At 47.5% G+C, this 23928-nt stretch carries 16 protein-coding genes; 11 read left to right on the top strand and 5 right to left on the bottom strand.

All coding sequences use genetic code 11. The annotated features are described in order from the left end of the window. Positions 1-19 precede the first annotated feature (19 nt). The 4 genes from NC796_RS23745 to NC796_RS23730 all read left to right on the top strand — a co-directional run bounded on the left by NC796_RS23745 (position 20) and on the right by NC796_RS23730 (position 6687). Positions 20-3526, top strand: coding sequence for a molybdopterin-dependent oxidoreductase (locus tag NC796_RS23745; RefSeq protein ID WP_310688305.1), 3507 nt, complete (start codon positions 20-22; stop codon positions 3524-3526). Positions 3527-3802: 276 nt separating this feature from the next. Continuing rightward, positions 3803-5275 carry a rubredoxin domain-containing protein gene (locus NC796_RS23740; RefSeq protein WP_310688304.1) on the top strand — a complete coding sequence of 491 codons (1473 nt, stop codon included), beginning with the start codon at positions 3803-3805 and terminating at the stop codon, positions 5273-5275. Between the two features lie 27 nt (positions 5276-5302). After that, the gene (locus NC796_RS23735; protein ID WP_310688303.1) at positions 5303-5545 is read left to right on the top strand and encodes a MoaD/ThiS family protein; all 243 of its coding nucleotides are present in this window, start codon (positions 5303-5305) and stop codon (positions 5543-5545) included. A 605-nt stretch (positions 5546-6150) separates the two neighbouring features. Then, positions 6151-6687: an REP-associated tyrosine transposase gene (locus NC796_RS23730; protein ID WP_310688302.1), complete on the top strand. Its 537-nt coding sequence runs from the start codon at positions 6151-6153 to the stop codon at positions 6685-6687. A 161-nt stretch (positions 6688-6848) separates the two neighbouring features. On the opposite strand, the gene NC796_RS23725 is transcribed toward NC796_RS23730, so the two are convergent. Together NC796_RS23725 and NC796_RS23720 are read right to left on the bottom strand one after the other, a co-directional pair. After that, complete coding sequence (locus NC796_RS23725) at positions 6849-7682, bottom strand: uroporphyrinogen-III synthase (RefSeq protein ID WP_310688301.1); 834 nt, start codon at positions 7680-7682, stop codon at positions 6849-6851. A gap of 53 nt (positions 7683-7735) precedes the next feature. Beyond that, positions 7736-8890: an NTP transferase domain-containing protein gene (locus NC796_RS23720; RefSeq protein ID WP_310688300.1), complete on the bottom strand. Its 1155-nt coding sequence runs from the start codon at positions 8888-8890 to the stop codon at positions 7736-7738. A 139-nt stretch (positions 8891-9029) separates the two neighbouring features. Between NC796_RS23720 and NC796_RS23715 the strand changes: the two genes are divergently transcribed. Continuing rightward, complete coding sequence (locus NC796_RS23715; RefSeq protein WP_310688299.1) at positions 9030-10241, top strand: molybdopterin molybdotransferase MoeA; 1212 nt, start codon at positions 9030-9032, stop codon at positions 10239-10241. Positions 10242-10288: 47 nt separating this feature from the next. Here NC796_RS23715 and moaA read toward each other — a convergent pair whose 3' ends face one another. After that, positions 10289-11290, bottom strand: a complete 1002-nt coding sequence (gene moaA / locus NC796_RS23710; protein WP_310688298.1) for a GTP 3',8-cyclase MoaA — start codon at positions 11288-11290, stop codon at positions 10289-10291. 374 nt (positions 11291-11664) lie between these two features. On the opposite strand from moaA, the gene mutL reads away from it, so the two are divergent. From mutL to NC796_RS23680, 6 genes are all read left to right on the top strand, one after another. After that, a complete protein-coding gene (gene mutL / locus NC796_RS23705) occupies positions 11665-13515 on the top strand; it encodes a DNA mismatch repair endonuclease MutL (protein WP_310688297.1) in 1851 nt (616 codons plus the stop codon). Positions 13516-13582: 67 nt separating this feature from the next. Further along, positions 13583-14713, top strand: coding sequence for a DUF3524 domain-containing protein (locus tag NC796_RS23700; protein WP_310688296.1), 1131 nt, complete (start codon positions 13583-13585; stop codon positions 14711-14713). A 150-nt stretch (positions 14714-14863) separates the two neighbouring features. After that, positions 14864-15679: an RraA family protein gene (locus tag NC796_RS23695; protein ID WP_310688295.1), complete on the top strand. Its 816-nt coding sequence runs from the start codon at positions 14864-14866 to the stop codon at positions 15677-15679. 815 nt (positions 15680-16494) lie between these two features. Next, positions 16495-17652: an endo-1,4-beta-xylanase gene (locus NC796_RS23690; protein ID WP_310688294.1), complete on the top strand. Its 1158-nt coding sequence runs from the start codon at positions 16495-16497 to the stop codon at positions 17650-17652. Positions 17653-17697: 45 nt separating this feature from the next. Continuing rightward, a complete protein-coding gene (locus NC796_RS23685) occupies positions 17698-18672 on the top strand; it encodes a glycoside hydrolase family 43 protein (RefSeq protein WP_310688293.1) in 975 nt (324 codons plus the stop codon). 291 nt (positions 18673-18963) lie between these two features. Then, positions 18964-19953, top strand: coding sequence for an aldo/keto reductase (locus tag NC796_RS23680; RefSeq protein ID WP_310688292.1), 990 nt, complete (start codon positions 18964-18966; stop codon positions 19951-19953). Between the two features lie 765 nt (positions 19954-20718). Here the strand turns inward: NC796_RS23680 and NC796_RS23675 are convergent. Then, complete coding sequence (locus NC796_RS23675; protein WP_310688291.1) at positions 20719-21945, bottom strand: ABC transporter permease; 1227 nt, start codon at positions 21943-21945, stop codon at positions 20719-20721. Positions 21946-22065: 120 nt separating this feature from the next. Next, a complete protein-coding gene (gene lysS / locus NC796_RS23670; protein ID WP_310688290.1) occupies positions 22066-23604 on the bottom strand; it encodes a lysine--tRNA ligase in 1539 nt (512 codons plus the stop codon). Between the last annotated feature and the right edge of the window lie 324 nt (positions 23605-23928).

Genomic DNA, 23928 nt, shown 5'->3' with positions numbered 1-23928 from the left:
CGAAATACGCAACAAGAATATGAACCAAACCGGAACTGAAAAATTTAAATCCACATGTTCCTACTGCGGAGTAGGATGTGGAGTCATCGTAGAGAAGAATTCAAAAGGACAGATTAAAGTCACAGGAGATGAATCTCATCCCGTAAACAAGGGTATGCTCTGTTCCAAGGGGATGAACCTGCACTATACCGTGTCGGATCATTCCGACCGCATTCTATATCCCCAGATGCGCTGGGCACGAAACCAGCCCCGCCAGCGCGTAAGCTGGGATACCGCCCTCAATCGGGCGTCTGCCGTTTTTGGGACATTTATCAACAAATACGGGCCAGACTCAGTCGGTTTCTACGTTTCAGGCCAGTGTCTGACGGAGGAGTACTACACCGTAAATAAGTTGGCAAAAGGGTTTGTTGGCACTAATAATGTCGATACGAATTCCCGGCTCTGTATGAGTTCTGCAGTTGTGGGCTATAAAAAGAGCCTGGGTGAAGATTCAGTACCGATCAGCTACGAAGATATCGAGCTGGCAAACTGTTTCTTTATCACCGGTGCAAACCCGGCGTGGTGCCACCCGATCCTGTTTCGACGCATCGAGGCCCATAAAGAAAAACACCCGGATGTAAAGATTATCGTGGCCGACCCGCGGGAGACACAATCCTGTTCCATTGCGGATCTCCACCTGCAGCTCAATCCGGGTACTGATACGGTGCTGTATCATGCTATAGCTCGCTGCCTGATCGAAACCGACCGGATTGATGAGTCATTTGTCAAGAACCACACCGACGGTTTTGAAGCTTTCAAGGCCCAGGTGATGGAGCAATCATTGGAATATGCCGCTTCCACTTGTGGCTTGGAAATACGAGAAATAAAGCAGGCAGCCCAGTGGATAGGCGATGCCAACGGTTTTATCTCCATGTGGGCGATGGGATTAAACCAGAGCGTGGACGGCACGGACAAGAACCTTGCACTGATCAACCTTTCCCTGATTACCGGCCAGGTGGGGAAGCCGGGTTCCGGACCTTTTTCTCTTACCGGCCAGCCCAATGCAATGGGCGGACGCGAAGTAGGAGGAATGGCAAATCTGTTGACAGCACATCGCAATCTAAGTAATCCTCAACATCGACAAGAGGTGGCCGATATATGGGGCGTGGACTCTGTGCCTGCTAAGCCGGGTTACACGGCCACAGAAATGGTGGATGCCCTGCACAGTGGCGACCTGAAGGCGATCTGGATTATCTGTACAAACCCGGTCGTCAGCCTGCCCAATTCAGCTATGGTTGATGCAGCACTGGAAAAAGCGAAGTTCGTAATAGTTCAGGATATTTCTAAGGATTCTGAAACGGTTGACTATGCCGACCTGGTATTGCCCGCGGCCGGCTACCTTGAGAAAGAGGGCACTATGACGAACTCCGAACGTCGAATTAGCTACCTGAACAAGGTAGTGGATCCACCCGGGGAAGCCCTGCCTGATGCCGAAATTCTGTGTCGATTTGGCCAAAAAATGGGCTATCACGGATTCGATTTTGAATCTCCGTCTGAGATTTTTGCCGAGCACTGCAGGATGACAAAGGGTACGAATATCGACATTAGCGGGTTGAGTTATGAGTACCTGAAAAATAATGGCACGGTCCAATGGCCATTTCCTGAAGGTGCTACTGAGGATAAAAAAAGGCTGTTTACGGATAAGAAGTTTTATACCGAAAATGGCCGGGCACAAATTCATACCCAGAATGTTAAGGAACCGGATCGTGAGGGGGAAGACAAGCCCCTGATGCTTACAACAGGACGTATACGCGACCAATGGCATACGCGGACGAGAACCGGGAAAGTAAATCGACTTAATCAGCATATCGGGGAGCCATATGTGGAGATTAATCCCAAAGATGCCCGGGACCGCAACATTGCCGATGGCGATGTCGTTGAGGTGCTCAACGGTCGTGGCAGGGTCCGTCTGCAGGCCACAATTTCTGAAGAGATAAAACCCGGTGTCGTTTTCATCCCGATGCATTGGGGTAAGATTCTCAAAAATGATTTTCCCCGGGCCAATAACCTTACGAGTGATCGTATCGACCCGGTTTCCAAAGAGCCCGATTTCAAGTACTCTACTGTTGAGGTCTCGAAATTCGAAAAAGCAAAAGAGAAGATCCTGGTCGTCGGGGCTGGAGCTGCGGCTTATCGTTTTGTAAACCGGTATCGCGAGCTGAATAGCGAGGATGAAATTGAGGTATTTTCTAAAGAAGAATACCCCTTTTATAATCGCGTGTTGTTGCCCGATTATATCAGTGGGGAGCTCAGCTGGGAGCGGCTCCAGAAGATGAAAGCTGAGCAGCTTCCCGATCTCGACCTTACGCTCCACCAAGGCGTTAGCGTTGAATCCGTTGATCCGGAGAAGAAAACCGTGCTCGATTCCAACAGAGAAACCCACAGCTATGATCAATTGATACTTGCTACCGGTAGTAGTGCCAATTTCCCCAGGGATATTCCCAATCTTCCGGGAGTATTCACCATACGTCACCGCACTGATGCGGATGAGCTACGGGAGTATACCGACAACGAGGGGCACGTTCTTATCGTTGGCGGAGGGCTTTTGGGGCTGGAGATGGCTGCTTCTCTGCGACAGGTAGATATGGAGGTGACGATTGTGGATCGTAACCCACGGCTTATGGAACGACAGCTCGATCAAACTGCCAGCGACCTGCTGCTTGAACATATTCGTGATTGCAACATCAATGTGATTTTTAATGACGAGGTTGAACGCCTGACCGAGGAAGACGATCATATTCGGGCGGGCCTGAAAAGTGGTAAAATTATCGACAGCAAGGCTGTTGTATTTGCCATCGGAACGCGGCCCAATACCAGGCTGGCCTTCGAGGCCGGACTGCAGTGTAAGCGCGGCGTGGTGGTCAACGAGCACCTGCAGACCAGTGACCCGAGCATTTATGCCATCGGTGAGATTGCCGAATTTAAAGGTACTATGAACGGAATTACGGCAGCTGCTGAAGAGCAGGCGGAGATAGCGGCCGGGTATATCTCTGGTGATCTTTCCAGCAATTATGCCGGTTCTCTGTCGATGAATATCCTGAAATTCCCGAACCTGGATCTCTGCTCTCTGGGTATGACCGAGATGCCGGAGGATGATTCCGGCTATGAAGAGATTGTACTGCTTGATCGCTCGCAGCGATTCTACAAAAAGTGTATCGTCCACAAAGATAAGCTTGTTGGCGCAATCCTGATGGGAGACAAGGCTGAGTTCAACGATTTTCGCATGCTGATCGAGAGCGAAATGGAGCTTTCCGACCGCAGGATGGAACTGTTGCGCTCCGGCCAGGCGATGCCCCCCATGAAAGGGGAACTCATCTGCTCTTGCAACAACGTGGGGGATGGAAATGTCCGCGAAGCGATTGAAGGAGGTTGTACTCAACTCGATCAACTTTGCCAGGAAACTGGTGCCGGAACCGGGTGCGGAAGCTGTAAGCCCGAAGTCAAGGCGATTCTTGAGCAGTTTGAAAGTGAGCAGGTTACAGTGTGATAGTGATCAGTAATGAGTGATACGTAATGCGTAATGTATTGAACTTTTATACTAACCGTTGGGGAGGGAGTTGCACTCCCGAACGCCAAACTCGTGACCACCGGAGGTGGACAGGCGGATGTTCCACACCAGAGGTACGGAACTAGACTTACTAATAGTATTGCGTATTAAGTGCAGACCCAATACGCAATACGGAATATTTAGAGGTCAAAGGCAAACATTCAACAAAAAGTAACCAACCAATAACTAATAACCAGTAATAAATAACTAAGAACAATGAAAAAGACCGATCTCATCCGAGCTTTTATCCCCGGAGGATTGCTATCACCGCGCGACCTTAGAAAGATTATTGGAATCGCAAAAGATATGGGGAACGACACTGTACATTTCGGGTCGCGGCAGGATATCATGTTTCCGGGCGATGAAGTTGATCAGCGTGAGCTGGATGAAGAGTTCGGTTCCATTCGCACCAACTATGAGTGGAGCGGTCAGCGATATCAAAATATCGTGACCTCATTTGTAGCTGTCGACATTATGTCGACAACGCCTTGGGTTACGACCGGCACCTATTACAATGTGCTGGATACTTTTGATCACCGACCGCGTTTGAAGGTGAATATCACCGATCCCAAGCAGAGTTTGGTCCCCTTATTTAATGGCCAGCTTAATTTTGTGGCTTCCGAGCATGAGGACTACTGGTATCTGTTTTTGAAATTTAATCCCACAGACGACATGCAGCAGTGGCCGGTGCTCATTTACAGCGAGGACATCGGGAAGGTAGCAGCTGCCATTGAAGAGCACTACCTTGATACTGAGAAAGACCAGGTGGCTCGCGCGGATCTGTTATTTGAAATTATTAATAATAAAGTACAGGCTAATAACCGAACGATTGATAGTGAGCTGGAACTGCCGACCGAACCGTTTCCCTATTACGAGGGGCTGAACAAAATGGCTGGCAATAAATACTGGCTAGGTCTCTACTGGCGCAATAATTGCTACACGATCTCCTTCCTGGAAAAAGTGTGTGATTTGTGTTCACGCACCAACATCGGAAAGATTATTATCACGCCCTGGAAATCATTTATTGTAAAAGGAATCTCGGAAGAGGACCGCTTAAAATGGGAACTGCTGTGCGGGCTGAATGGGATCAATCTGCGTCACTCTTCGTTGGAGCTCAACTGGCATCTGCCGGTACTGAACGACCGAGCCCTGAAGCTTAAGAAATATCTCGTTAATGTGTTTGACAAGCATGACATCAGCACATACGGGTTGACGTTTTCGATTAAAGAGCGGCCCATAAACCTGTTTACCTCCATCGCAATATTGATGCACCCCAGCATCCGTTTGTTTGGGAAATATGATTTGCAAAAGCGGTACAACGTGTACTATAGCAAAAATTTTGATCCCAATGAGGAGAAGTACATACCGTTTGCCATGCATGTTTCGAAGTGGGAGCTCCCCAAAGTACTGATGAAACTCAGTCGGAATTATTATTCTGCAATGAACGAGGAAAGCCGGGATCGTATCTGGGAAGAGCCGGAAAAAGAACCGGATACGCAGTTGGTTCATCAATGTCCCAATTGTATGACGATTTACGACCCGCGCTACGGCGACCCGCAATCGGGCATTCCGGAGGGGAGATCCTTTGATGGGCTCCCGGATACCTACGAATGTTCACTTTGCGAGACACCTAAAATGGAGTTCAGGGAAATGGAGATTGAACTGAATGAAAAAGTCAGCCAAACCTAATTCTGAAACAAATTTGTAAAGGCTTTTATGAAAATTAATCTGAAACTTTTTGGAATTACGAAGGAGATCATTGGAAAGACAGAAATCGAATTTCAAATTTCTTCTCCGATCGATGTTTCTTCGCTGCGAGAAAAACTAAAACAGGAATTCCCAAAACTTGAGGATCTGAAATCACTGGCAATTGCTGTTAATGGAGAATATGTACAGCAGGACCTGCCATTGACCGAGGATGATGAAATTGTGCTCATTCCGCCGGTGAGTGGGGGATAGACTGGTTTATTGTTCCAGAACGCGGTTTAAACCCTGCACTTTCAGTGCAGAAGGTTAGTGTTTCGAAAATTTATAGCGAGGAGTTCCCCTGTTTTTTGAGGCGTGTATGGCTGGTCGTGTTGTACGAGCACGAAATTCCCCTTCGAAGGGGTAAATGAATTCGGCCCCAGCCGAAGAAAGGGGGATGTGCTGCTCTGCCCATGGTCGTCTGGCTGTGGCAGAAGCCTTTTTTATAGCTGTTGGGAAATGAGGTGCCCATCAGTGTATGGTGAAACGGTTTTAGTCTGGTCTAGATCCCCCGGGTCCCTTCAAAGGGGGAATTTTTTGCCTGCCAATATGTAATCGACACGCAGAAAGAGACAGTGCCTACCTGGAAGAAAGAGTTTATTGAGGATGAGTAGCTCTGGGTGGTTGCGGATCCATGAGGAAACACTAAATTTCAAATAGCCATTTATAATCAAAGCCCTCATCTACCAATATTTTTAATAAATCTCGTTCCGTACCTCCGGTGCGGAATGCCTGCCGGTACCTCCGGTACCAAATTATTTTGTAAGGAATTGCTATCCAACCGATCTATAGGAAAAGGAAATTAAATGATATAACCGATGGGTCGAAACAGATACAAAATATACGATGAGGTCTATCCTTATTTTATCACTTCCTCTATTGTGCAGGGCTACCCGCTTTTTTCCCGGCCACCAGTTGCCCGTATTATATTAAATTCGCTAAGCTTTTTGCAGGAAAGAAGGCAGGTAACACTATTCGGCTACGTGATCATGGAAAATCATCTCCATGTCGTCGCTTTGGGGGAAGCCCTCTCGGAAAAAATCAGATTGTTTAAATCGTACACGGCCCGGGAGAGTATTAATTGGTTGCGTGCAAATGGACATACAAACATACTGCGTTTCTTCCGACAAAATAAACAAGAGTATAATACCAGGTCTACCTACCAGATTTGGCAGGAGGGCTTTCATCCCAAACAGATCATAGGGGATGATATGATGATCCAGAAGCTGGAGTATATACATCAAAATCCAGTACGAAGAGGGTATGTGGATAATCCCGAAGATTGGCGATACTCCTCAGCAAGGAATTACCTAGAGTCTGAGGCATTGATACCGATTACATGTTATAGGCGATGACTGCTACCAGAGGTAGCGTTGAGCGTTGCAGACCGGAGGTCAGCAACGAGATAGATTGGAACCATATGCTTTATTTTTTAGGAATCTGATTGTTGAACGTGACTTTTTGGACAGCCTCACGAGATGGATACTTGTAATTTGAGGCAACTGAAATTTGTTATTCAACCTTGGTTCATCCGTTCAGCAATTTCGTTGATGAAGACCCCGAGCTTGGGTCGGGTGGGTTCAAAGTCGACCTCAATTCCATGAGATTGCAGTCCATTGGTGCATACAGGTCCGATAGAAGCCACCATTACGTTATTGAGGGCTTCGCGGAGCTCCTCTTTAGAAGCAACTGTATCAGCAACTTTCATAACGTGATCAATCTGTGTTTTACTCGTAAACAATACCACGTCAACGTCTCCATCGAGTATAGCTCGGATCCCGTTCTTTAAAGGCTCGAGATCATCCGGCAGGGCCCAGCGATAGATTGAAGTTTGGACCAGCTCAGCACCACGTTTCCTCAGCTCTTCGTTCAGCTTCTCATTCGGCTCTCCGTACTCCTGGATGGCGATACGTTTGCCTTCCAAATCAGATGTCTCCGGGGTCTCCGCCAGTATTGCCAGGATCTCTTTCCAGGTGTTTGGCTCCGGGACGTCTATATCAATCGGGATGTCGAGTCCCCTCAGTACTTTTGCCGGTTTTGGTCCGCGTGATACCAATAGGATATCAGAAAGTGCTTTTTGGATATCATCCCAGTCATATTTCGTTTTCATCGTTTTGATCATCATATCGGTACCCACACCGGTCATGCAGATCAGGATATCCAGGTCACCGGCAAAAAGCTGCTCGGAAAATTCAAAAACAGCCGTGTGAGTTTCGAGCGGAACCTCCTGCATAGAAGGTGCGCTTATCGTTTTGGCACCTTGTCGTTGCAGGAGCTTGGAAGTTGTGTTGGCCAGCCTGCTTTCAAATGCAAGAGCAGTAATGTTGTCAAGCGGGGTTACAGTACTCATGGTTCATTCCTTTGAAATTGGGATTTTCCTGTTTAGTAAAAGGTTTGGAAACGCTATGCATCAGCTTTGATAGCTTCCAGCGCCTCGCGGTATTCGTCCGGTCGATTAACATTTGTCAGTTCTCGGGGATCCGGCGCTTCCAACAGCTCGATATCGGAATTAATTAACGCCTTCCGAGGACAGCTGTACCCAAGACTCAAAAAATGCAGCAGCACGGGATAACTCCTGGATTCCCAGATGGTGATCAAGGGCTCCGGGAACGAGCTGTCCGGGTTGTTAAAAGCGGTGGCAATTTTTGAAGGGTTGCGGTTTTCCACCAGGTATTGCAGGCTTTCTGGTGAAAGGAGTGGCAGGTCGCAAGCCACCGAAAGCCAGGCTGTATTGGGACTTCGCCGGAAAGCAGAAAGTATGGCACCCATAGGACCCATTTCCAGGAAGACATCAGGTATCGTCTTATAAGTGTCGGGTATCTGCTCTTCTTGATCCTTTCGGCAGGAGATAAAAACATCATCACAAAAGTCGCCGAGCAACTCATAAAGATGGGTTCGCTGGGGCTTTCCATGATAGTCCAGCACCGTTTTATCGGTATGCATGCGCGTGCTTTTCCCGCCGGCCAGTACCAAACCTGAGATAGATGGTATCGCCTGCTGTATCAGGCTTTTGACTTCACCGGCAATTTGTTCGGGTTCAGAGATATTGTAAATGGGAATCGAATCAAAATTCTCAAAAAGATCTTTAATCTCGGGTGAAACGGTATGCACATCTTCCTGTAGGATAATCATCTTTACATCCGTAAGCTGCTCCCCTTTTTTTTGCAGTGATTTCCGGGGATCGATAACCACGACCTGCTGACCTGCTGAAAAATGGTTGCCGTTGACAAGCACCAGGTCAATCTCATTAAACTGGCTTTTGATGTGATAACTGTTCAGCTGAGTGGAAAATTCGAACCGCTGAGAATCCCCCCGCTGGGTATAAAGAAGCGTATGCTTAACAGGGGAGGGAGCCGAATCATCGGAAGAATGCTCGGCATCCACATAAGCCAGCTTATAACTTGAGGCAAGGTGGTGGGTAATGCGATCAGCAAGTTTTTTCATTTCGGCACAGGTAGTACCGATGAAAGACAATTCATGCCTTCCAAAATTACCTAATTGTGGCTTTTGCAGCTTCGTATGTTTCTGGTGTTTCTTTTTCTCGGTAGTGGTAGCCATAGGAAGAAACTCAATTGAGAAGCAGGTTCTAAATTATAGTAATTAAAGCTTATTGCTCTAGCTGTTTTAATTAGTTAGGTTTGAGGTCTAATATATCAAATTTTGATAAATTGATTAAGCATAAGGGAAGTTTTTATTGATGATAACAGTTCCAAAAGCTGCAGAGCTTATTGACTCAGTTACGTTAAAAGTTTCTGTTAAAGAAGTGCCAATTTCACAAGCTGTAGGCATGGTTCTCAGGGAATCCCTCCGTTCCGATCGCGACCTGCCGCCTTTTGATCGGGTGATGATGGACGGGATTGCCATCCGGTTTGAGCAGTGGAAAAAGGGACAGCGGTCATTCCCGGTGGAAGGGCTTCAAAAGGCCGGAGCCTCCAAGCAATCACTTAAAGACAATCAACACTGCCTGGAAGTGATGACCGGTTCGATTTTACCGGGTAATACAGATACGGTGATCCGGTATGAGGATATCAAAATTGAGCAGCAAAATGGGGAAGAGGTTGCAGTAATACGAAAAGGACCAAAAGAGAAACGGCAAAATATTCATGCTAAAGGGACGAACCGAGCGAAGGGCGACTTGGTGGTGGAGGAGGGCACGGTTCTGAGTCCAGCTGAAATCGGTGTAGCCGCCACTTTTGGGAAATCAATGTTGAAGGTTTCTGACCCACCCAGAGTAGCGGTGATTTCTACAGGTAATGAACTGGTGGAGATCGATCAGCAGCCGCTGCCGCACCAGATTCGGCGCTCCAACGCATATACGCTTGCTGCTGCATTAAAAGAGACAGGCGTTGAAGCCGACCTATTTCACCTGAATGACGACCGTGATGAAATTTCTGAAAAGCTGGATCACATCCTTGACCAATATAATCTGCTAATCATGAGCGGGGGGGTATCGAAAGGGAAGCTGGATTACATTCCGGAACTGCTGGAGAAAAAGGGCATCGAAAAGCTGTTTCATAAAGTTCGGCAACGTCCCGGCAAGCCTTTCTGGTTTGGGCGTTCAGAGCAGGCGGTCGTGTTTGCTCTGCCGGGCAATCCTGTTTCCTCATTTTCCTGTTATTATCGTTATGTGGAACCGTGGGTCAAAAAGCAGCTGGGAATGCGAGAGGTTCAACGTCCGTTTGCACGATTGACCGAGGAGTTTTCATTTAGCAAAGATCTCACCTATTTCCTGCAGGTTCGAATACACATGAGTGAGGATGGGACGATGGAGGCAACGCCAGTCAAAGGGAAAGGTTCCAGTGACCTGGCCAATCTATGCCGTGGTGACGGTTTGCTGGAACTCCCGGAGGAGCGAGATGATTTTGGAGTGGAAGAGAGTTATCCTCTCTATCTTTATCGAGGGTTTTAGAATGTATAGTGACACGAATGAGCTTTGATAACCATTCGGCCAGGTTCCTAACCGCCAATAACAGACATTGATTCATTCACCTTCTCTTTTCTTCTCCGTTCAGCTTCAAAACCATCTTTTGCTCGCTGTTTAAAAGTTTTACGGAAAAGGTCGCTGATCTCTTCATTACTTGCTCCACCGCGGATAACATCCTTGATGTTGAGGACGCCGCTGTCATAGAGGCAGGTCTTGAGTGTCCCCTGCGAGTCGATGCGAATGCGGTTGCAGGTGCCACAGAATGTTCGACTGAAAGCCGCAATAATTCCGAGTTTGCCTCTGTAACCTGGCACTTTGTAGTTGGTGGATGTAGAATGTGGGCCCGTGGAGATCGTTTCCAGATTGGGATAATAGTCTTTCAGGTGAGATAAAATTTCATCATAGGTCCAGGTGAGAACAGAACCGTTTCCACCTTCGCCGTTAAACGGCATCTCTTCAATAAAACGCACAGACAGGTCATATTTCCGTGTCAACTCGGAAAGAGGAATGATATCGTCGATATTTTCTTCCTTCATCACCACGGTGTTGATCTTGAATGGGATGGAGCTCTCGTTGAGCAGGTAGAAGGTTTCCATCACGTCATCAAACTGTTTTCGACGAGTGATTGACTCAAACCGTTCTTGGTCCAGGCTGTCGAGACTAAGGTTTATTGATGTGATTCCGATCTCCTCAAGCTTGGGGAGATGAGGTGCCAACAGAGTACCGTTTGTTGTTAGGGCAATTTTTTCGAGTCCATTTATGCGACTGATACGCGTGAGAAAGTGGATCAGATTTTTTCGTACAAAAGGTTCTCCCCCCGTAATGCGTACCTTGGAAATGCCCAACCGTACCAAAATGCGGATAACACGTTCCAACTCTTCATAGCTGAGTAACTCCTCACGCGGTAAAAAATTTACTCCCGCAGCCGGCATGCAATACTTACATCTCATATTACACCGGTCGGTTACGGACAGACGCAGATAGTTGATCGGTCTGCCATGATTGTCATAAATGACGGAACTTTTATCACTCATTTGAGAAACTGTTAGTGCGAAATAGAATTACCCTCTAGTATATATAAATAGCTATTGCAATCACAAGTCAATACATAAATAATTTAGGATATGATTGTTCACAATAAATATATTTTAGTTTAAAACTTGAGGCTTTAATTGTCGTTTAGTAGCTAATTCCTCTTAGGTGTCCCATTTTCTTGATTCGTGCTTACGTGCAGTTTGAAATACTGTTAAAGCATTAGTAATGCCTACCTTCAGATATTATTGGCAAACCCTAATTAACCCGGGACGTCCATGGAATGTAGCAAGAGTTTTTGGTAACTTTTCCCTTCTTCGAACCGTGCATTTGAAACCACATACGCTAATACTAGAATACAAACTAACGCGATATATTGAGCGATAATACTGATACATCCCAGTCCATAATTCATCAACTTCCTCCCGAGGTTTCCAACAAAATTGCCGCGGGTGAAGTGATCCAGCGGCCGGCTTCTGTTGTCAAGGAATTGCTTGACAATGCAATTGATGCCGGTGCCGACCAAATCAAAATAGTTATCCAAAATGCGGGAAGGACACTTATCCAGGTCATTGATAACGGCTGCGGAATGGGAGAAGAGGATATTCGCCTCTGTTTTGAGCAGCACGCCACTTCCAAAATAAATTCGGTGGATGATCTTTTCCGGGTGCGTACGCTGGGTTTCCGTGGGGAGGCGATGGCCTCTATTGCCTCGGTGTCGCAGGTCAAGTTGAAGAGCAAGCGGCCGGAAGATGAGATGGGGTACGAATATGAGATTTGGGGTGGAGAGGAGAAAGAGTTCAAACCGGCGGCAGTCGACAACGGGACTTCGGTAGCCGTTCGTAATCTTTTTTACAACGTGCCTGCTCGCCGACAGTTTTTGAAGACTGACGCCACTGAATTCCGCCATATTCTTAAAACAATCCAGCAGGCGGCGCTGGGACACCCTGATATCGGGTTCAACGTGATTGCTGACACGGATGAAATCTATGATCTTACGGCGGGCCAACCGATGAAAGAGCGTATTGCTGCAATGTTTGGCAAAAGTTATAAAGCCAGCCTGATCGAGTTCAAAGAAGAAACCAGCTATGTCACTGTAAGGGGAATTCTATCTGATCCCAAGCTCACCAAAAAGAGCAGGGGAGAGCAGTTCCTTTTCGTTAACGACCGTCCCTTTCAGCACCGGTATCTCACCCATGTAGCGCTGAGCATTTATGACCCGTGGATGGGGGACAACGAGTATCCCTTTTTCGCGATCTTCCTGGATATCGATCCCCAGCAGGTGGATGTGAATGTGCATCCTGCCAAGGAAGAGGTCAAATTTGAGGATGAGCGAAGCATCATCAAGCTGGTGAAGTCGGTGGTGAAAAAGGCCCTGAATGAGCATTTTATGGTGCCGCAGGTGGACCGCGAAGAGGGTAAGGGACGTTCTTCGGGTTTCGATTCGGGGTTCAGCAGCAACTTTAATTTCAAGAGCGGCGGGAGCAGTGGACGAAGTCACAGGTCCCGCCAAAGTGGCCCGGTTCGGATTCCTTCCCGAATTAACAGGGAATCTTCCGGCAGTACAAACAAAGGCGACCAGTTTGCCCAGCAGCTGTATCAACAGAAAGGAAGTGCTGAAGAGGAGCAAAAGTCCAGCCCAAAAAGTAAGCCCGACCACAGGCAGGAGCGCAATTTCTGGCAGCTCCATAACAGTTATATATTGACCCAGACACGATCCGGCCTCTGTATGATCGACCAGCATGCGGCTCACAAACGCATTATTTATGAAAAGGCTTTGAACGCCACCGAATCGGCCCTGCCCAGCACGCAGCAACTGTTGTTTGCACAAACTGTGGAGCTGTCGGCAACCGACTTCAGCCTGCTCAAGGAACTCCACGGCATCATGCAGCGTATGGGTTTTAATATCCAGCTAATGAGTGGGAATACGGCGATGATCAACGGCGTGCCAGCCGATATTGATATCGGGGATGAGCAATCGGTGCTGAAATCGATGCTACATCAATACCAGGAGCTGGAGGGCAAAATGGACCTCGATGAGCGTCATAAGCTGGCCGTGGCTTTTGCCTCCAAAACGGCAATCAACAAGGGCAAGCATCTCACCAATGAGGAGATGGAGGGACTTATCGATCAGCTTTTTGCCTGCCAGGAGCCGTATAACGACCCTTTGAAAAAGCCTACAATCGTGTATATTGGGCTCGAAGATATCGAATCGCGCTTCCGATAAACGTCGGATGACGGGAGTATTTGTATTTATAATCCCTCAATCCTTCAATCCCTCAAAAATCCAAAACATGAACATTCTGGCAGTAGAACCGTTTTTCAGCGGATCGCACAAGGCTTTTCTCAAAGGCCTCAAAGAGCATTCGCGCCATAATATTATTCCCGTCAACCTCAGTTACAAAGGGTGGAAATGGCGCATGCACGGCGATTCGGTGGCTCTTGCCGGTATGGTGAAGGAGGTAGAGGAGGATATCGACCTGCTGTTTGTGAGCAGTATGACCAACTTGCCGGCGTTTCTGGCGCTTACCAACCCCCGGTTTTCTGAGGTGCCCAAAATCATGTACATGCATGAAAATCAGTTCACCCAGCCGATCCCGGAAGAGGAAGAGCGGGACCTGACCTATTGCTACATCAACTATCTGAGTATGCTGGCGGCCGACCGGCTTATTTTTTCTTCCCATTTTCACAAAAATGATTTCATGAAGGCGTTACCGGATTTCCTGGAAAATCATCCGGAGGACAAACATTACAACACGGTGGACAGGATTGCCCAAAAGAGCCAGGTTTTGTATCCCGGTCTGGATCTGAAACGATTTGACACGGAAGAGGATACGCGTCAGGCCAATGATCACCCAGTGATTGTCTGGAACCAACGGTGGCAGTTTGACCGCAATCCCGCCATGTTTTTCAGGGTGCTAAACCGCCTGAATGATATCGACCTTAAATTCGATCTGATCCTTGCAGGAGACACGCAACACGAAAAGCCGGAAGAGTTCGAAAAAGCATGGCAGCGGTATGGGCGTTATATTACTCACTTTGGTTATGTTGAAAACAAGGAGAGATACAGTGAGTTGCTGCACAGTGGAGATATCGTCGTTTCTACGGCAACATACGAGTTTTTCTGTGTCGCCATCATGGAGGCGATCTACTGCGGATGTCATCCCCTGCTGCCCAATCGGCTTCATTACCCGGAATTAATTCCTAAAAGCCTGCAAAAACCATTGCTACATGCCCCTGTTCTGTATGACACTGAGGATGATCTTTTCCACTACATGAAAGATCTGATTACCGGGGCCAGTAAACCTCTTCCAAAAAACTCTTTGCAGACCATAAACAAGCATCTGGATTGGGACAATAAAATTGATGAGTATGACCATATGCTGGAAGAGTTCGCTCAAATGGGCACGGCTCCATCAATATGAATTGAATTTGCGTCGTTCGGATAGCTGGGTAAAAATATTTCTGTGGACTCTGCAAAGGTGATACTATGTGGTTTTCTTTTTTAGCCCTTTTATTTTGTAGCAGGAACAATCGACATCCAAACAATTATTAATGCAAATCAAAGGGGAAATATGAATAAACCAACACTGCAATTTAGATGGAGCATACTGGCAATCGTTTTCATGGGAATTTGTGCCACTGCCAATGCACAGGAAAAGCTGACAGACCAGGAAATTTTGAAACTTTATGAAGACCTCCGGGTGGCCGACGTTTCTGACGGCATGGACATGGTTGGGCTTCGGGATGTGGGGCTGATGGATCAGAAGATTTCAGCACTGTGGAAAGATATTGAAGAGCTCGACCACATCGCAAGGGGTATTGCCGTTACAGCGCGATATGTTCCCACCAATAAAGTGGTTAAGAATCCGATGTCAAAAGAGGAGTTCCAGGAATGGGAAGGTAACTGGTACTCTAACATATCACCCGAACCATTTGTGGATTCCCTGAAAGAGGGTTCCATGCTGGTCATTGACGCCAGCGGTGATGGGGATACCGGCACGATGGGATCGTACAACGGTCTGTTGTGGAAGAGCCTGGGAACCAGGGCGGTGATTTCAAACGGCGCGGTTCGCGATACGGACGAAATTATAAAGCAGGAAATTCCGGTCTATTTTGATCATGCCAATAGGGGACGTGGAATTCGCCCGGGGCGTAATGAGATCGAATCCGTAAACAAGCCGGTCGTTGTGGGCGGTGTGCTGGTATATCCCGGTGACGTAGTTGTGGCCGATGGGGACGGGGTTATTGTGGTACCTCGCAAGCATGCCCGTCAAGTAGCCGAGTTTGCCCACGAAATTCTTAAAAATGATAAAGCGGCGCGAAGAAGTCTCTATGAGGAGTTGGGGATCCCCTTAGATCAAACAGTGAAAGAAGATTCAGAGAATTAATGGAATTCATCGGATTCTAAATAATTATAGCTGAGAACCCACCCACATTAAATTTCAGAACGCTGAAGTTCAACGGTCCCCTCCCAGGAGGGGACTGATAGTTTCATGCTTTCTTGAAAACCCATCGTAGGAAAGGCGTCAGAGAAATGAGGCGGATGCAATGACAATTTCACATGGAATGGTTTTGCAAAGCCCCTAATAGTTCTTTTAAAGAACTCACCTAAATATTCAAAACCTATCGATCGATTGAAAAAAAGCCAATCGTACGATGCATTAAAAATCAACCGTTCGATTGGTTTGAAGTGAACCGATCGATTGATACCAAGTCAACCGTACGATTGGTGGTAAACGAATCGATCGATTCGTAATGTATCAACCGTACGACTAGTGGTGAGTCAATCGTACGATTGAGGTTGAATCAACCGATTGATAGAGGCAAAGTCAACCGATCGATTGAATTGGTATGAACCGATCGATGTACAGGTGGCCTTAAACAGGCTATTTGTTATTGATGCGGTATGAGGATGAAAATTAGAACCGGGATTTACAGGATTAGAGGATCTGCAGGATGGTAATGTTTACCTGAAATCCGGTAAATCCTTTAATCCAGTCCATCCTGATTCAAACGATGAAACTGTGAAATTAGATGATCTTACATTATGGACTAAACTGGAAAGTAAATTTTATTGGTTGGTGATATTGAGGATAAGAATTCATATATACTGTCAACTGAAAAGGGACAATGAAGAAAGTTTACCTCCTGTTTGTTTTAACGGAGTTTCATTTTTTTAGAACATTAAGTTGAAAAGATTGTCATGGGGAACAGACGATTACGCAGTGTTTTAGGGGTATTAATTGGGGTTTTTTTAATAGGAGCAGGTTGTCAAAGCCAAGAGAATAATGAAAACAAATCTGAACTGAACGCCCTGGCACAGGCATACAAGGATCAGTTTAAGATCGGCGTAGCCCTCAACAGGTTTCAGATAGATGGAAACATACCAGAGGCCACGTCTCTTATCACCAAGCACTTTAACTCCATCACCCCGGAGAATCTCCTGAAGTGGGAGCGTGTACATCCCCAGCCGGATGAATACAACTTTGGCCCCGCCGACAGTTACGCAGCATTCGGTGAGCAACACAACATGTTTATCGTAGGACATACCCTGGTATGGCACTCACAGGTTTCCGACTGGGTGTTTACCGATGAAGATGGCGATGCATTGAATCGTGAAGCGCTGCTGCAGCGAATGAAAGATCATATCTCAACTGTAGTGGGCCGATATAAAGGGCGCATCGACGGCTGGGATGTCCTCAACGAGGCTGTGCTGGATAATGGAGAAGTCCGAAAGTCAAAGTGGTATGAGCTGGTCGGAGAGGATTACGTGGAAAAAGCTTTTCAGTATGCCCATGAAGCAGATCCCGATGCAGAGCTCTATTACAACGATTACAACCTTTCGAAGCCTGAGAAGCGTGAAGCCGTAATTAAACTTGTGAAACGCCTTCAATCCAAGGACATCCCAATCCACGGAATCGGGATGCAGGCCCACCTGAAAATTGACACTCCTTCTGTTGAGGCCCTGGAGGAAAGTATACAGGCCTTTTCAGATCTGGGGCTGAAAGTGATGATTACCGAGCTCGATATCGATCTGCTTCCGCGAGAGGAACAGGTGGATGTTGAAGTGCCGGAAGATGGGGAAGAAATGCCCGCAGAACTTAATCCCTATACTGAGAGTTTGCCCGATTCGATGCAACAAAAACTCAGGGAGCGATATGTGGCCCTTTTTGAGCTCTTCAGTAAGCACCAGGATAAAATCGACCGCGTTACCTTCTGGGGATTAAACGACGGGCAATCCTGGTTGAATAATTTCCCGATAGGAGGACGCACAAACTATCCGCTGCTATTTGATCGCGAATATAATCCAAAGCCCGCTTTCTATGGAGTGATGGACGTGGCGACAGACAGTGAGCAATAAACAATGAATGTATATAATATGAGTGCCATTTCAGGTATATCAAATATGAGTATAAACAGTCTCTCAAGGGTTTTTGGGATATTAATTTTAATTATTGGGCTTTTGGCTTCCACAAAGCCACTCCATGCCCAAACGGTGCCTGAAGACACGGTGCTGCTCTACTCCTATTTCACCGGCAACGGGGAAGATGGCCTTCACCTGGCCTACAGTCGTGACGCCTATAAATGGGAGGCCTTGAACGAAGGGGAGTCGATTTTGACACCGACGGCAGGCGGCGTCAAGCTGATGCGTGATCCCTGCATCATCCGTGGCGGGGACGGGAAATTCCACATGGTGTGGACTGTCAGCTGGAATGAGAAGGGGATCGGGTACGCCTCGTCCGAGGACTTGGTCAACTGGTCGGAGCAGCAATTTTTGCCGGTAATGGAGCACGAGGAAAAGGCGCTGAACTCCTGGGCACCTGAGATTACTTACGATGAGGAGAACGATCAATATATGATTTACTGGGCTACAACGATTCCCGGTCGATTTCCCTCGACGGCTGGAAAAGGAGATGACAATTACAACCACCGGATGTATTACAGTGTAACCAGCGATTTCGAGTCTTTTTCAGAAACGAAGCTGCTCTATGACCAGGGATTCAATGTCATTGATGCCACGGTCAAGCCGCTGGAGGACCAATACGTGATGTTCCTGAAAAATGAAACGCGCTGGCCGCCTGAAAAGAATCTGCGCGTCGCCTTTGGTGAAAGTCTTACCGGTCCATATGGAGAAGCCAGCCAGCCGATCACCGGTGAATATTGGGCCGAAGGTCCCACTGCGCTGAAGCTTGGCAACCGCTGGATTGTCTATTTTGATAAATACCGGCAGGGACAGATGGGCGCCGTCACCTCAACCGATCTGGAAAACTGGCAGGATATCTCAGACAAAGTTTCTTTCCCGGAAGGAATGCGACACGGCACTATATTCAAGGTCTCTGAGGAGGAATTTAAGCAGTTACAGAAGAACCTCTCTAAGTAATCTCCACGAACCTCTGCGCCTTCTCCGCGTGACTCTGCGGTAAACTAGTAGAAACTGTTTCCGATTGAAATATTATTTTTAAAAGCCTGAATCAGGTTTTTCATTAGCTATCATGAGGTATTAGCCTCATCCATAGCGCGGGAATTAATTCCCGCGCAAGTGATAGGGCATGTCCACAGATAGTTGTCGCGTAATTTTAAAGCAAAGCGCGCTAGTAGATCGGTAACTGCAAATTGAGCAACTCAGATAGAAGTATTTAAACCAATTTATAACTAAAAAACATTCTCATTTATGGAATACCGTTCATTTAAAGAAGCATCAGTAGCCGAAGTGGGACTTGGAACATGGCAGCTCGGAAGCAGTGAGTGGGGAGAGGTCGATGAAGAGGAGGCTTTCTCCATCTTGCAAGCTTACCTGGATAACGGCGGCAATTTTATCGATACCGCCGACATCTACGGCATGGGCATTAGTGAGCGAAAAATCGGCAAATTTTTGAAGCAAGCAGAGACCGATCGTGATATTTATGTGGCGACCAAACTGGGACGACGGGAAGATGACGGCTACGGCTGGCCGCAAAACTTCACCTACAAAGCGATGCGCGAACATGTGGTAAGCTCTCTCGAAAACTTGGGTGTCGATCAGCTCTTTTTGGACCAGTTTCACTGCATCCCCAAAGAGCAGCTCGAGAAGGGCGATGTCTTTGACCATTTTCGCAAGATCCAGGATGAAGGGCTGATTAAGCACTGGGGGGTCAGCGTTGAGACTGCAGAAGAAGCTAAAATCTGCCTCCAGCAGGAGGGACTCGGTTCACTGCAGATTATTTTCAACCTGTTCCGCCAGCATATGGCCAACGAATTCTTTGAGGTAGCGGCTGAAAAGGATGTAGCACTGATCGTTCGTGTGCCACTGGCCAGTGGACTCCTGACCGGCAAGTTCGATGAAAATACTACGTTCCCTGAAGATGACCACCGCAATTTCAATGCCGATGGGGAGGCATTCAATGTGGGCGAAACGTTTTCAGGAATTGAGTTTTCCAAAGGCATTGAGCTGACCCGAAAAATACAGGATATAATGCCCAAAGGATCGATGCCACAACTGGCCCTCCGCTGGATATTAGATCATCCGCAGGTGACGACGGTAATCCCCGGCGCTACCAAAAAAGCGCATGTGGAAAGCAATACCGGTGCTTCCGATCTGCAACCGCTTGGGAAGGAAGCTCACAAGAAATTGCGTGAACTATATGAGGCCGAAATTCGACCGAATATTCGCGGGCGGTACTAGGTTAATTGGTCCCAGAACGGGGTTTAAACGAGGCTGTCCAAAAAGTCCAAACCGGGAAATGGGTGCCGTAATCATTAAGGTAATATCATCTCCCTCAACTTTGCCAAGGCTTCGTAGAGTAAAGCTAAATCCCTCTACCGCAAGTGGTCGGTCACGGCTCCAAAGCCTGTCCCTAACACTTTCGGGGAGGACAGGAGGATTGACTGGTCTGATTGTTGAAAGTGACTTTTTGGACAGCCTCAGCATTCAGTTTAGTGGACCCAGTAAAGCTATGCTCAGGTAACCCACCTCGCCTTGCTTCGCTGTGGCACCCCTCCGAGGAGGGGAATCCAACTTGCTGGTTTCTACTATCCTGTTTCCCGATTATGGCATATCCAAAAATACCCTCTTGGAAGGACCACTCTGCTTCGTCCAGAAGTAAAGTGCGGGGTGGGTGCTTGTTGCAGCAGAATAGATATTTGCAGTTAGTTCCAAAATCCCCTCATTCCTACCTGTTTAAGAAATAGCTGGTGAGGACTCTCTTTATACGCTTTGCCCAGCAATGCAATGCGTATTGCTTCCAAAACGAATAGGCGTTGCTTAATAAAGGAATGCCTATTCGTTGGTCAACTTATGCGGATAGGATTTTTTTCTATAGGCATAAAAAATATTTTTATAAGCATAGGAATGAGGAACTTCAAATAAGCCTTGTTCGAACTATACGATGAGCTTGTACTGAAGAAAAGCATGTGCGACGCACTTTGGAAGTGCGTCGCACATATCACATTATCTCCCAAAGGCAATCACTTTCAGCGGATCGGTCTTGGAGGCCACGCGGGCGGGCAGCCAGGATGCCAGGGAGCAAAGCAGGAATGTCACCACTGATACGATCAAAAAATCGAGTCCATGGGGTTCTACCGGGGCATAGGCCATGTAATAATTCTGCTCAGAAAGGGGAATGATATGATATGTGGATTGCAGCCAGACGAACAGCAGGGAAAGAGCAATTCCGATTACAAGACCGACAGCAGCCACAAAAAAACCTTCCAGGAGAAAAACGTATTTTACACTTTTGTCCGGCGCGCCCATGGTTTTGAGGATGCCGATATCCCGCGTGCGTTCCAACACCATCATTAGTATAGTGCCGATCAGGTTAAAGGCTGCCACGATAATCATCACGCTGATGACAAACGGGATCGTCGACTCCTGAAGGTCCACCCAGGCAAAGATATTGCCGTATCGATCATATATCGTCTCGGTAAAATAGGGGAACGGCATATCGGAGGTGAGTTGTGCATCAAATATTTGTATCTGGTCGGCCTCCCGTAGTTTAACTTCCACAGCGTTGGCTTTTGGACTCCATACCTTGAACAGTTCGCGGGCATACTGACGGTCCACCATCGCAAATACATCATCAAACCGGTCGATGCCGGTCTGGTAGATGCCACTGACGCGGAACTGCTGGATATCCGGTGAATTCAGGGGGGTTGGGATGCCCTGGATGGTGTAGGAAGTGAGCACCGAGCCCACGCCGCTACGAAGATTCCGGGCCAACTCAGCGCCAAGGATGATCCCCGGCAGACCGGTGGAGTCGGTTGTCAAGTCATAGGTCCCCTCGCTGATATAGGACCGCATCTGGGAAATATCACCTTGTTGGTCCACACCTTTAAGGAAAATACCGCTAATCTCATCTGGCGACTGAATCATCGCCTGACCCGAGACTATCGCCTGCGCCTGCTCGATCTCAGGATACTTTTCAAGTGTGGCGAGCAGCGTATCGGCGCGGTAGATTGGGTCGTTGGAGTAAGTAGTAACGGTGATATGAGGGGCGAATCCCAGTATCTTGGTGTTAATGACGGATTTAAACCCGTGCACGATGGAGAGTGCGATTAGCAGTCCCGCCGAACCAACCGCCACGCCGGTAATGGCCATGGTTTTAATAAAGGAAAGGAAACGAGAGCCTTTTCGCTTTCCCTTGAAATATCGCAGGGCCAAATACCACTCAAAATTCATAAATGACAATGGTCAATTGTTCAAATAACAATTAACAACAGCTACTCTGGGGTTGTAGCCCAAAGGTATAAATAGTGCCGTTGTTTGAAATTTGTTATTTGTAATTTGGGATTTACCCATTTAATCTTTTTCCGGTTTCATCTGTGGGAAGAAGAGGACGTCACGAATTGAATCGGAGTCGGTCATGATCATCGCCAGCCGGTCGATACCGATGCCGAGTCCGGCTGTGGGCGGCATGCCATACTCGAGGGCCCGGATGAAATCTTCATCGATCTCCATCGCCTCTTCATCGCCCTCGGCACGAAGTCGCGCCTGTTCCTCAAAACGCTGGCGCTGGTCAACCGGGTCGTTGAGCTCTGAAAATGCGTTGGCGATCTCCTTGCCGTTGCAGATACATTCAAACCGTTCCACGAGTCCCTCTTTGGTGCGGTGTTTCTTGGCCAAGGGACTCATCTCAACCGGGTAATCCGTAATAAACGTCGGCTGAATAAGCTTGGGCTCCACGTATTCCCCAAAAATCTCGTCGATAATCTTGCCTTTACCAAAGCCGTCTTCGAGGTCAATATTGAGTTCCTCAGCAATCTCTTCCAGCTCATCCAGATCCTTTTGGTACAGATCGTAGCCGGTTTCATCTTCAATGGCTTCCAGCATCGGGATGCGTGGCCAGGGGCGCTTAAAGTCAATTTCATTGTCACCCACCAGCACTTTGGTAGATCCGTGCATTTCGATGGCGACCTTCTCGAGCATCTCTTCCACGAAATCCATCATCCAGTTGTAGTCTTTGTATGCCACATAGAGCTCAACCTGGGTGAACTCGGGGTTGTGGAAACGGGAAAGTCCCTCGTTGCGGAAATCCTTAGAAAATTCATACACGCCGTCATACCCGCCAACGATCAGCCGCTTCAGGTACAACTCATTGGCGATACGGAGATACAATTTCATGTCCAGGGCGTTGTGGTGCGTCTCAAACGGACGCGCAGAAGCTCCGCCATAGATCGGTTGCAGAATTGGAGTTTCCACCTCAAGATAACCTTTCTCATTCATAATATTGCGCATCGCCTGGACCATCTCGGTGCGCTTGCGGAAAGTATCGCGCACTTGGGGATTCACAATCAGGTCGAGGTATCGCTGGCGGTATCGCTGCTCTTTGTCGGTGAAGGCATCATACACTTTGGTTTCGCCTTCGTCTGTCTCCACCTCTTTGGGAATGGGAATAGGGCGGAGGGTCTTGCTGAGCAGAACAAACTCTTCGGCGTGAACAGTGGTCTCACCGGTGCCGGTCTCAAAGACAAATCCCTTGATACCGACAATATCCCCGATGTCAGTCAGCTTCTTGAATACGGTATTGTAATTTTCTTTCCCCACATCATCGCGACGGATGTACACCTGGATCTCGCCGTCGGAATCCTGCAGGTTGAAGAAGGTGGATTTACCCATGATGCGGCGCGTCATAACGCGACCGGCGATAGAAACGCGCTCCAGCTCATCTTCATCCTGGCCATCCTTGCGCATCAGTTTGGGGTTTTCCAGGATCTGCTTAGAGGAATGTGTTACATCAAAATCATACGGGTAGGGCTCGACATCCATCTCCCGCAGCTGTTCCAGTTTTTCAAGTCGAATTTCGTGTTGTTCGCTGACACTTGAATCGGCGTTACTCATCAGGGTATTGGTAAAGTTGTGTTTAATGAATTAATGGCTGTTTAATAGTCGCGCAAAATAGGAAAATTATTGGACAGATGAGTACCTGAATCTGGGAGGGTTTTAAGGAATAATCTTATGACAGAAATTAGCGATCATGTGAGGAAAAAATAGGTAACGCTTATGAACGGTCAAAGCAGTACCGACAAGTGTGCCACTACGAGATCCTGAAACGAGTTCAGGCTTTATGTTAAAAAAAGGGGACCATCCCCTGGATTCGTCTTACATTCTTTCCTGTAATCCTGTTTAACAAATCAGAGGAGGTCCTCATGTCTCGCCTGCAAT

The organism is Aliifodinibius sp. S!AR15-10, assembly GCF_031569985.1.
In the GTDB taxonomy this organism is placed as follows: Bacteria; Bacteroidota; Rhodothermia; order Balneolales; family Balneolaceae; genus JAMQKA01.
The sequence above is the reverse complement of the archived record's forward strand: the minus strand, read 5'-3'. Positions and strand labels throughout refer to the sequence as shown.

Excerpts from the sequence above, each read along its gene's own strand:
- moaA (WP_310688298.1), bottom strand. The coding sequence starts at position 11,290 with ATGAGTGATAAAAGTTCCGTCATTTATGACAATCATGGCAGACCGATC.
- NC796_RS23675 (WP_310688291.1), bottom strand. The coding sequence starts at position 21,945 with ATGAATTTTGAGTGGTATTTGGCCCTGCGATATTTCAAGGGAAAGCGA.
- NC796_RS23685 (WP_310688293.1), top strand. The coding sequence starts at position 17,698 with ATGAGTATAAACAGTCTCTCAAGGGTTTTTGGGATATTAATTTTAATT.
- NC796_RS23735 (WP_310688303.1), top strand. The coding sequence starts at position 5,303 with ATGAAAATTAATCTGAAACTTTTTGGAATTACGAAGGAGATCATTGGA.
- NC796_RS23725 (WP_310688301.1), bottom strand. The coding sequence starts at position 7,682 with ATGAGTACTGTAACCCCGCTTGACAACATTACTGCTCTTGCATTTGAA.
- NC796_RS23740 (WP_310688304.1), top strand. The coding sequence starts at position 3,803 with ATGAAAAAGACCGATCTCATCCGAGCTTTTATCCCCGGAGGATTGCTA.
- NC796_RS23700 (WP_310688296.1), top strand. The coding sequence starts at position 13,583 with ATGAACATTCTGGCAGTAGAACCGTTTTTCAGCGGATCGCACAAGGCT.
- lysS (WP_310688290.1), bottom strand. The coding sequence starts at position 23,604 with ATGAGTAACGCCGATTCAAGTGTCAGCGAACAACACGAAATTCGACTT.
- NC796_RS23690 (WP_310688294.1), top strand. The coding sequence starts at position 16,495 with ATGGGGAACAGACGATTACGCAGTGTTTTAGGGGTATTAATTGGGGTT.
- NC796_RS23730 (WP_310688302.1), top strand. The coding sequence starts at position 6,151 with ATGGGTCGAAACAGATACAAAATATACGATGAGGTCTATCCTTATTTT.
- NC796_RS23745 (WP_310688305.1), top strand. The coding sequence starts at position 20 with ATGAACCAAACCGGAACTGAAAAATTTAAATCCACATGTTCCTACTGC.
- NC796_RS23715 (WP_310688299.1), top strand. The coding sequence starts at position 9,030 with ATGATAACAGTTCCAAAAGCTGCAGAGCTTATTGACTCAGTTACGTTA.
- NC796_RS23720 (WP_310688300.1), bottom strand. The coding sequence starts at position 8,890 with ATGGCTACCACTACCGAGAAAAAGAAACACCAGAAACATACGAAGCTG.
- NC796_RS23695 (WP_310688295.1), top strand. The coding sequence starts at position 14,864 with ATGAATAAACCAACACTGCAATTTAGATGGAGCATACTGGCAATCGTT.
- NC796_RS23680 (WP_310688292.1), top strand. The coding sequence starts at position 18,964 with ATGGAATACCGTTCATTTAAAGAAGCATCAGTAGCCGAAGTGGGACTT.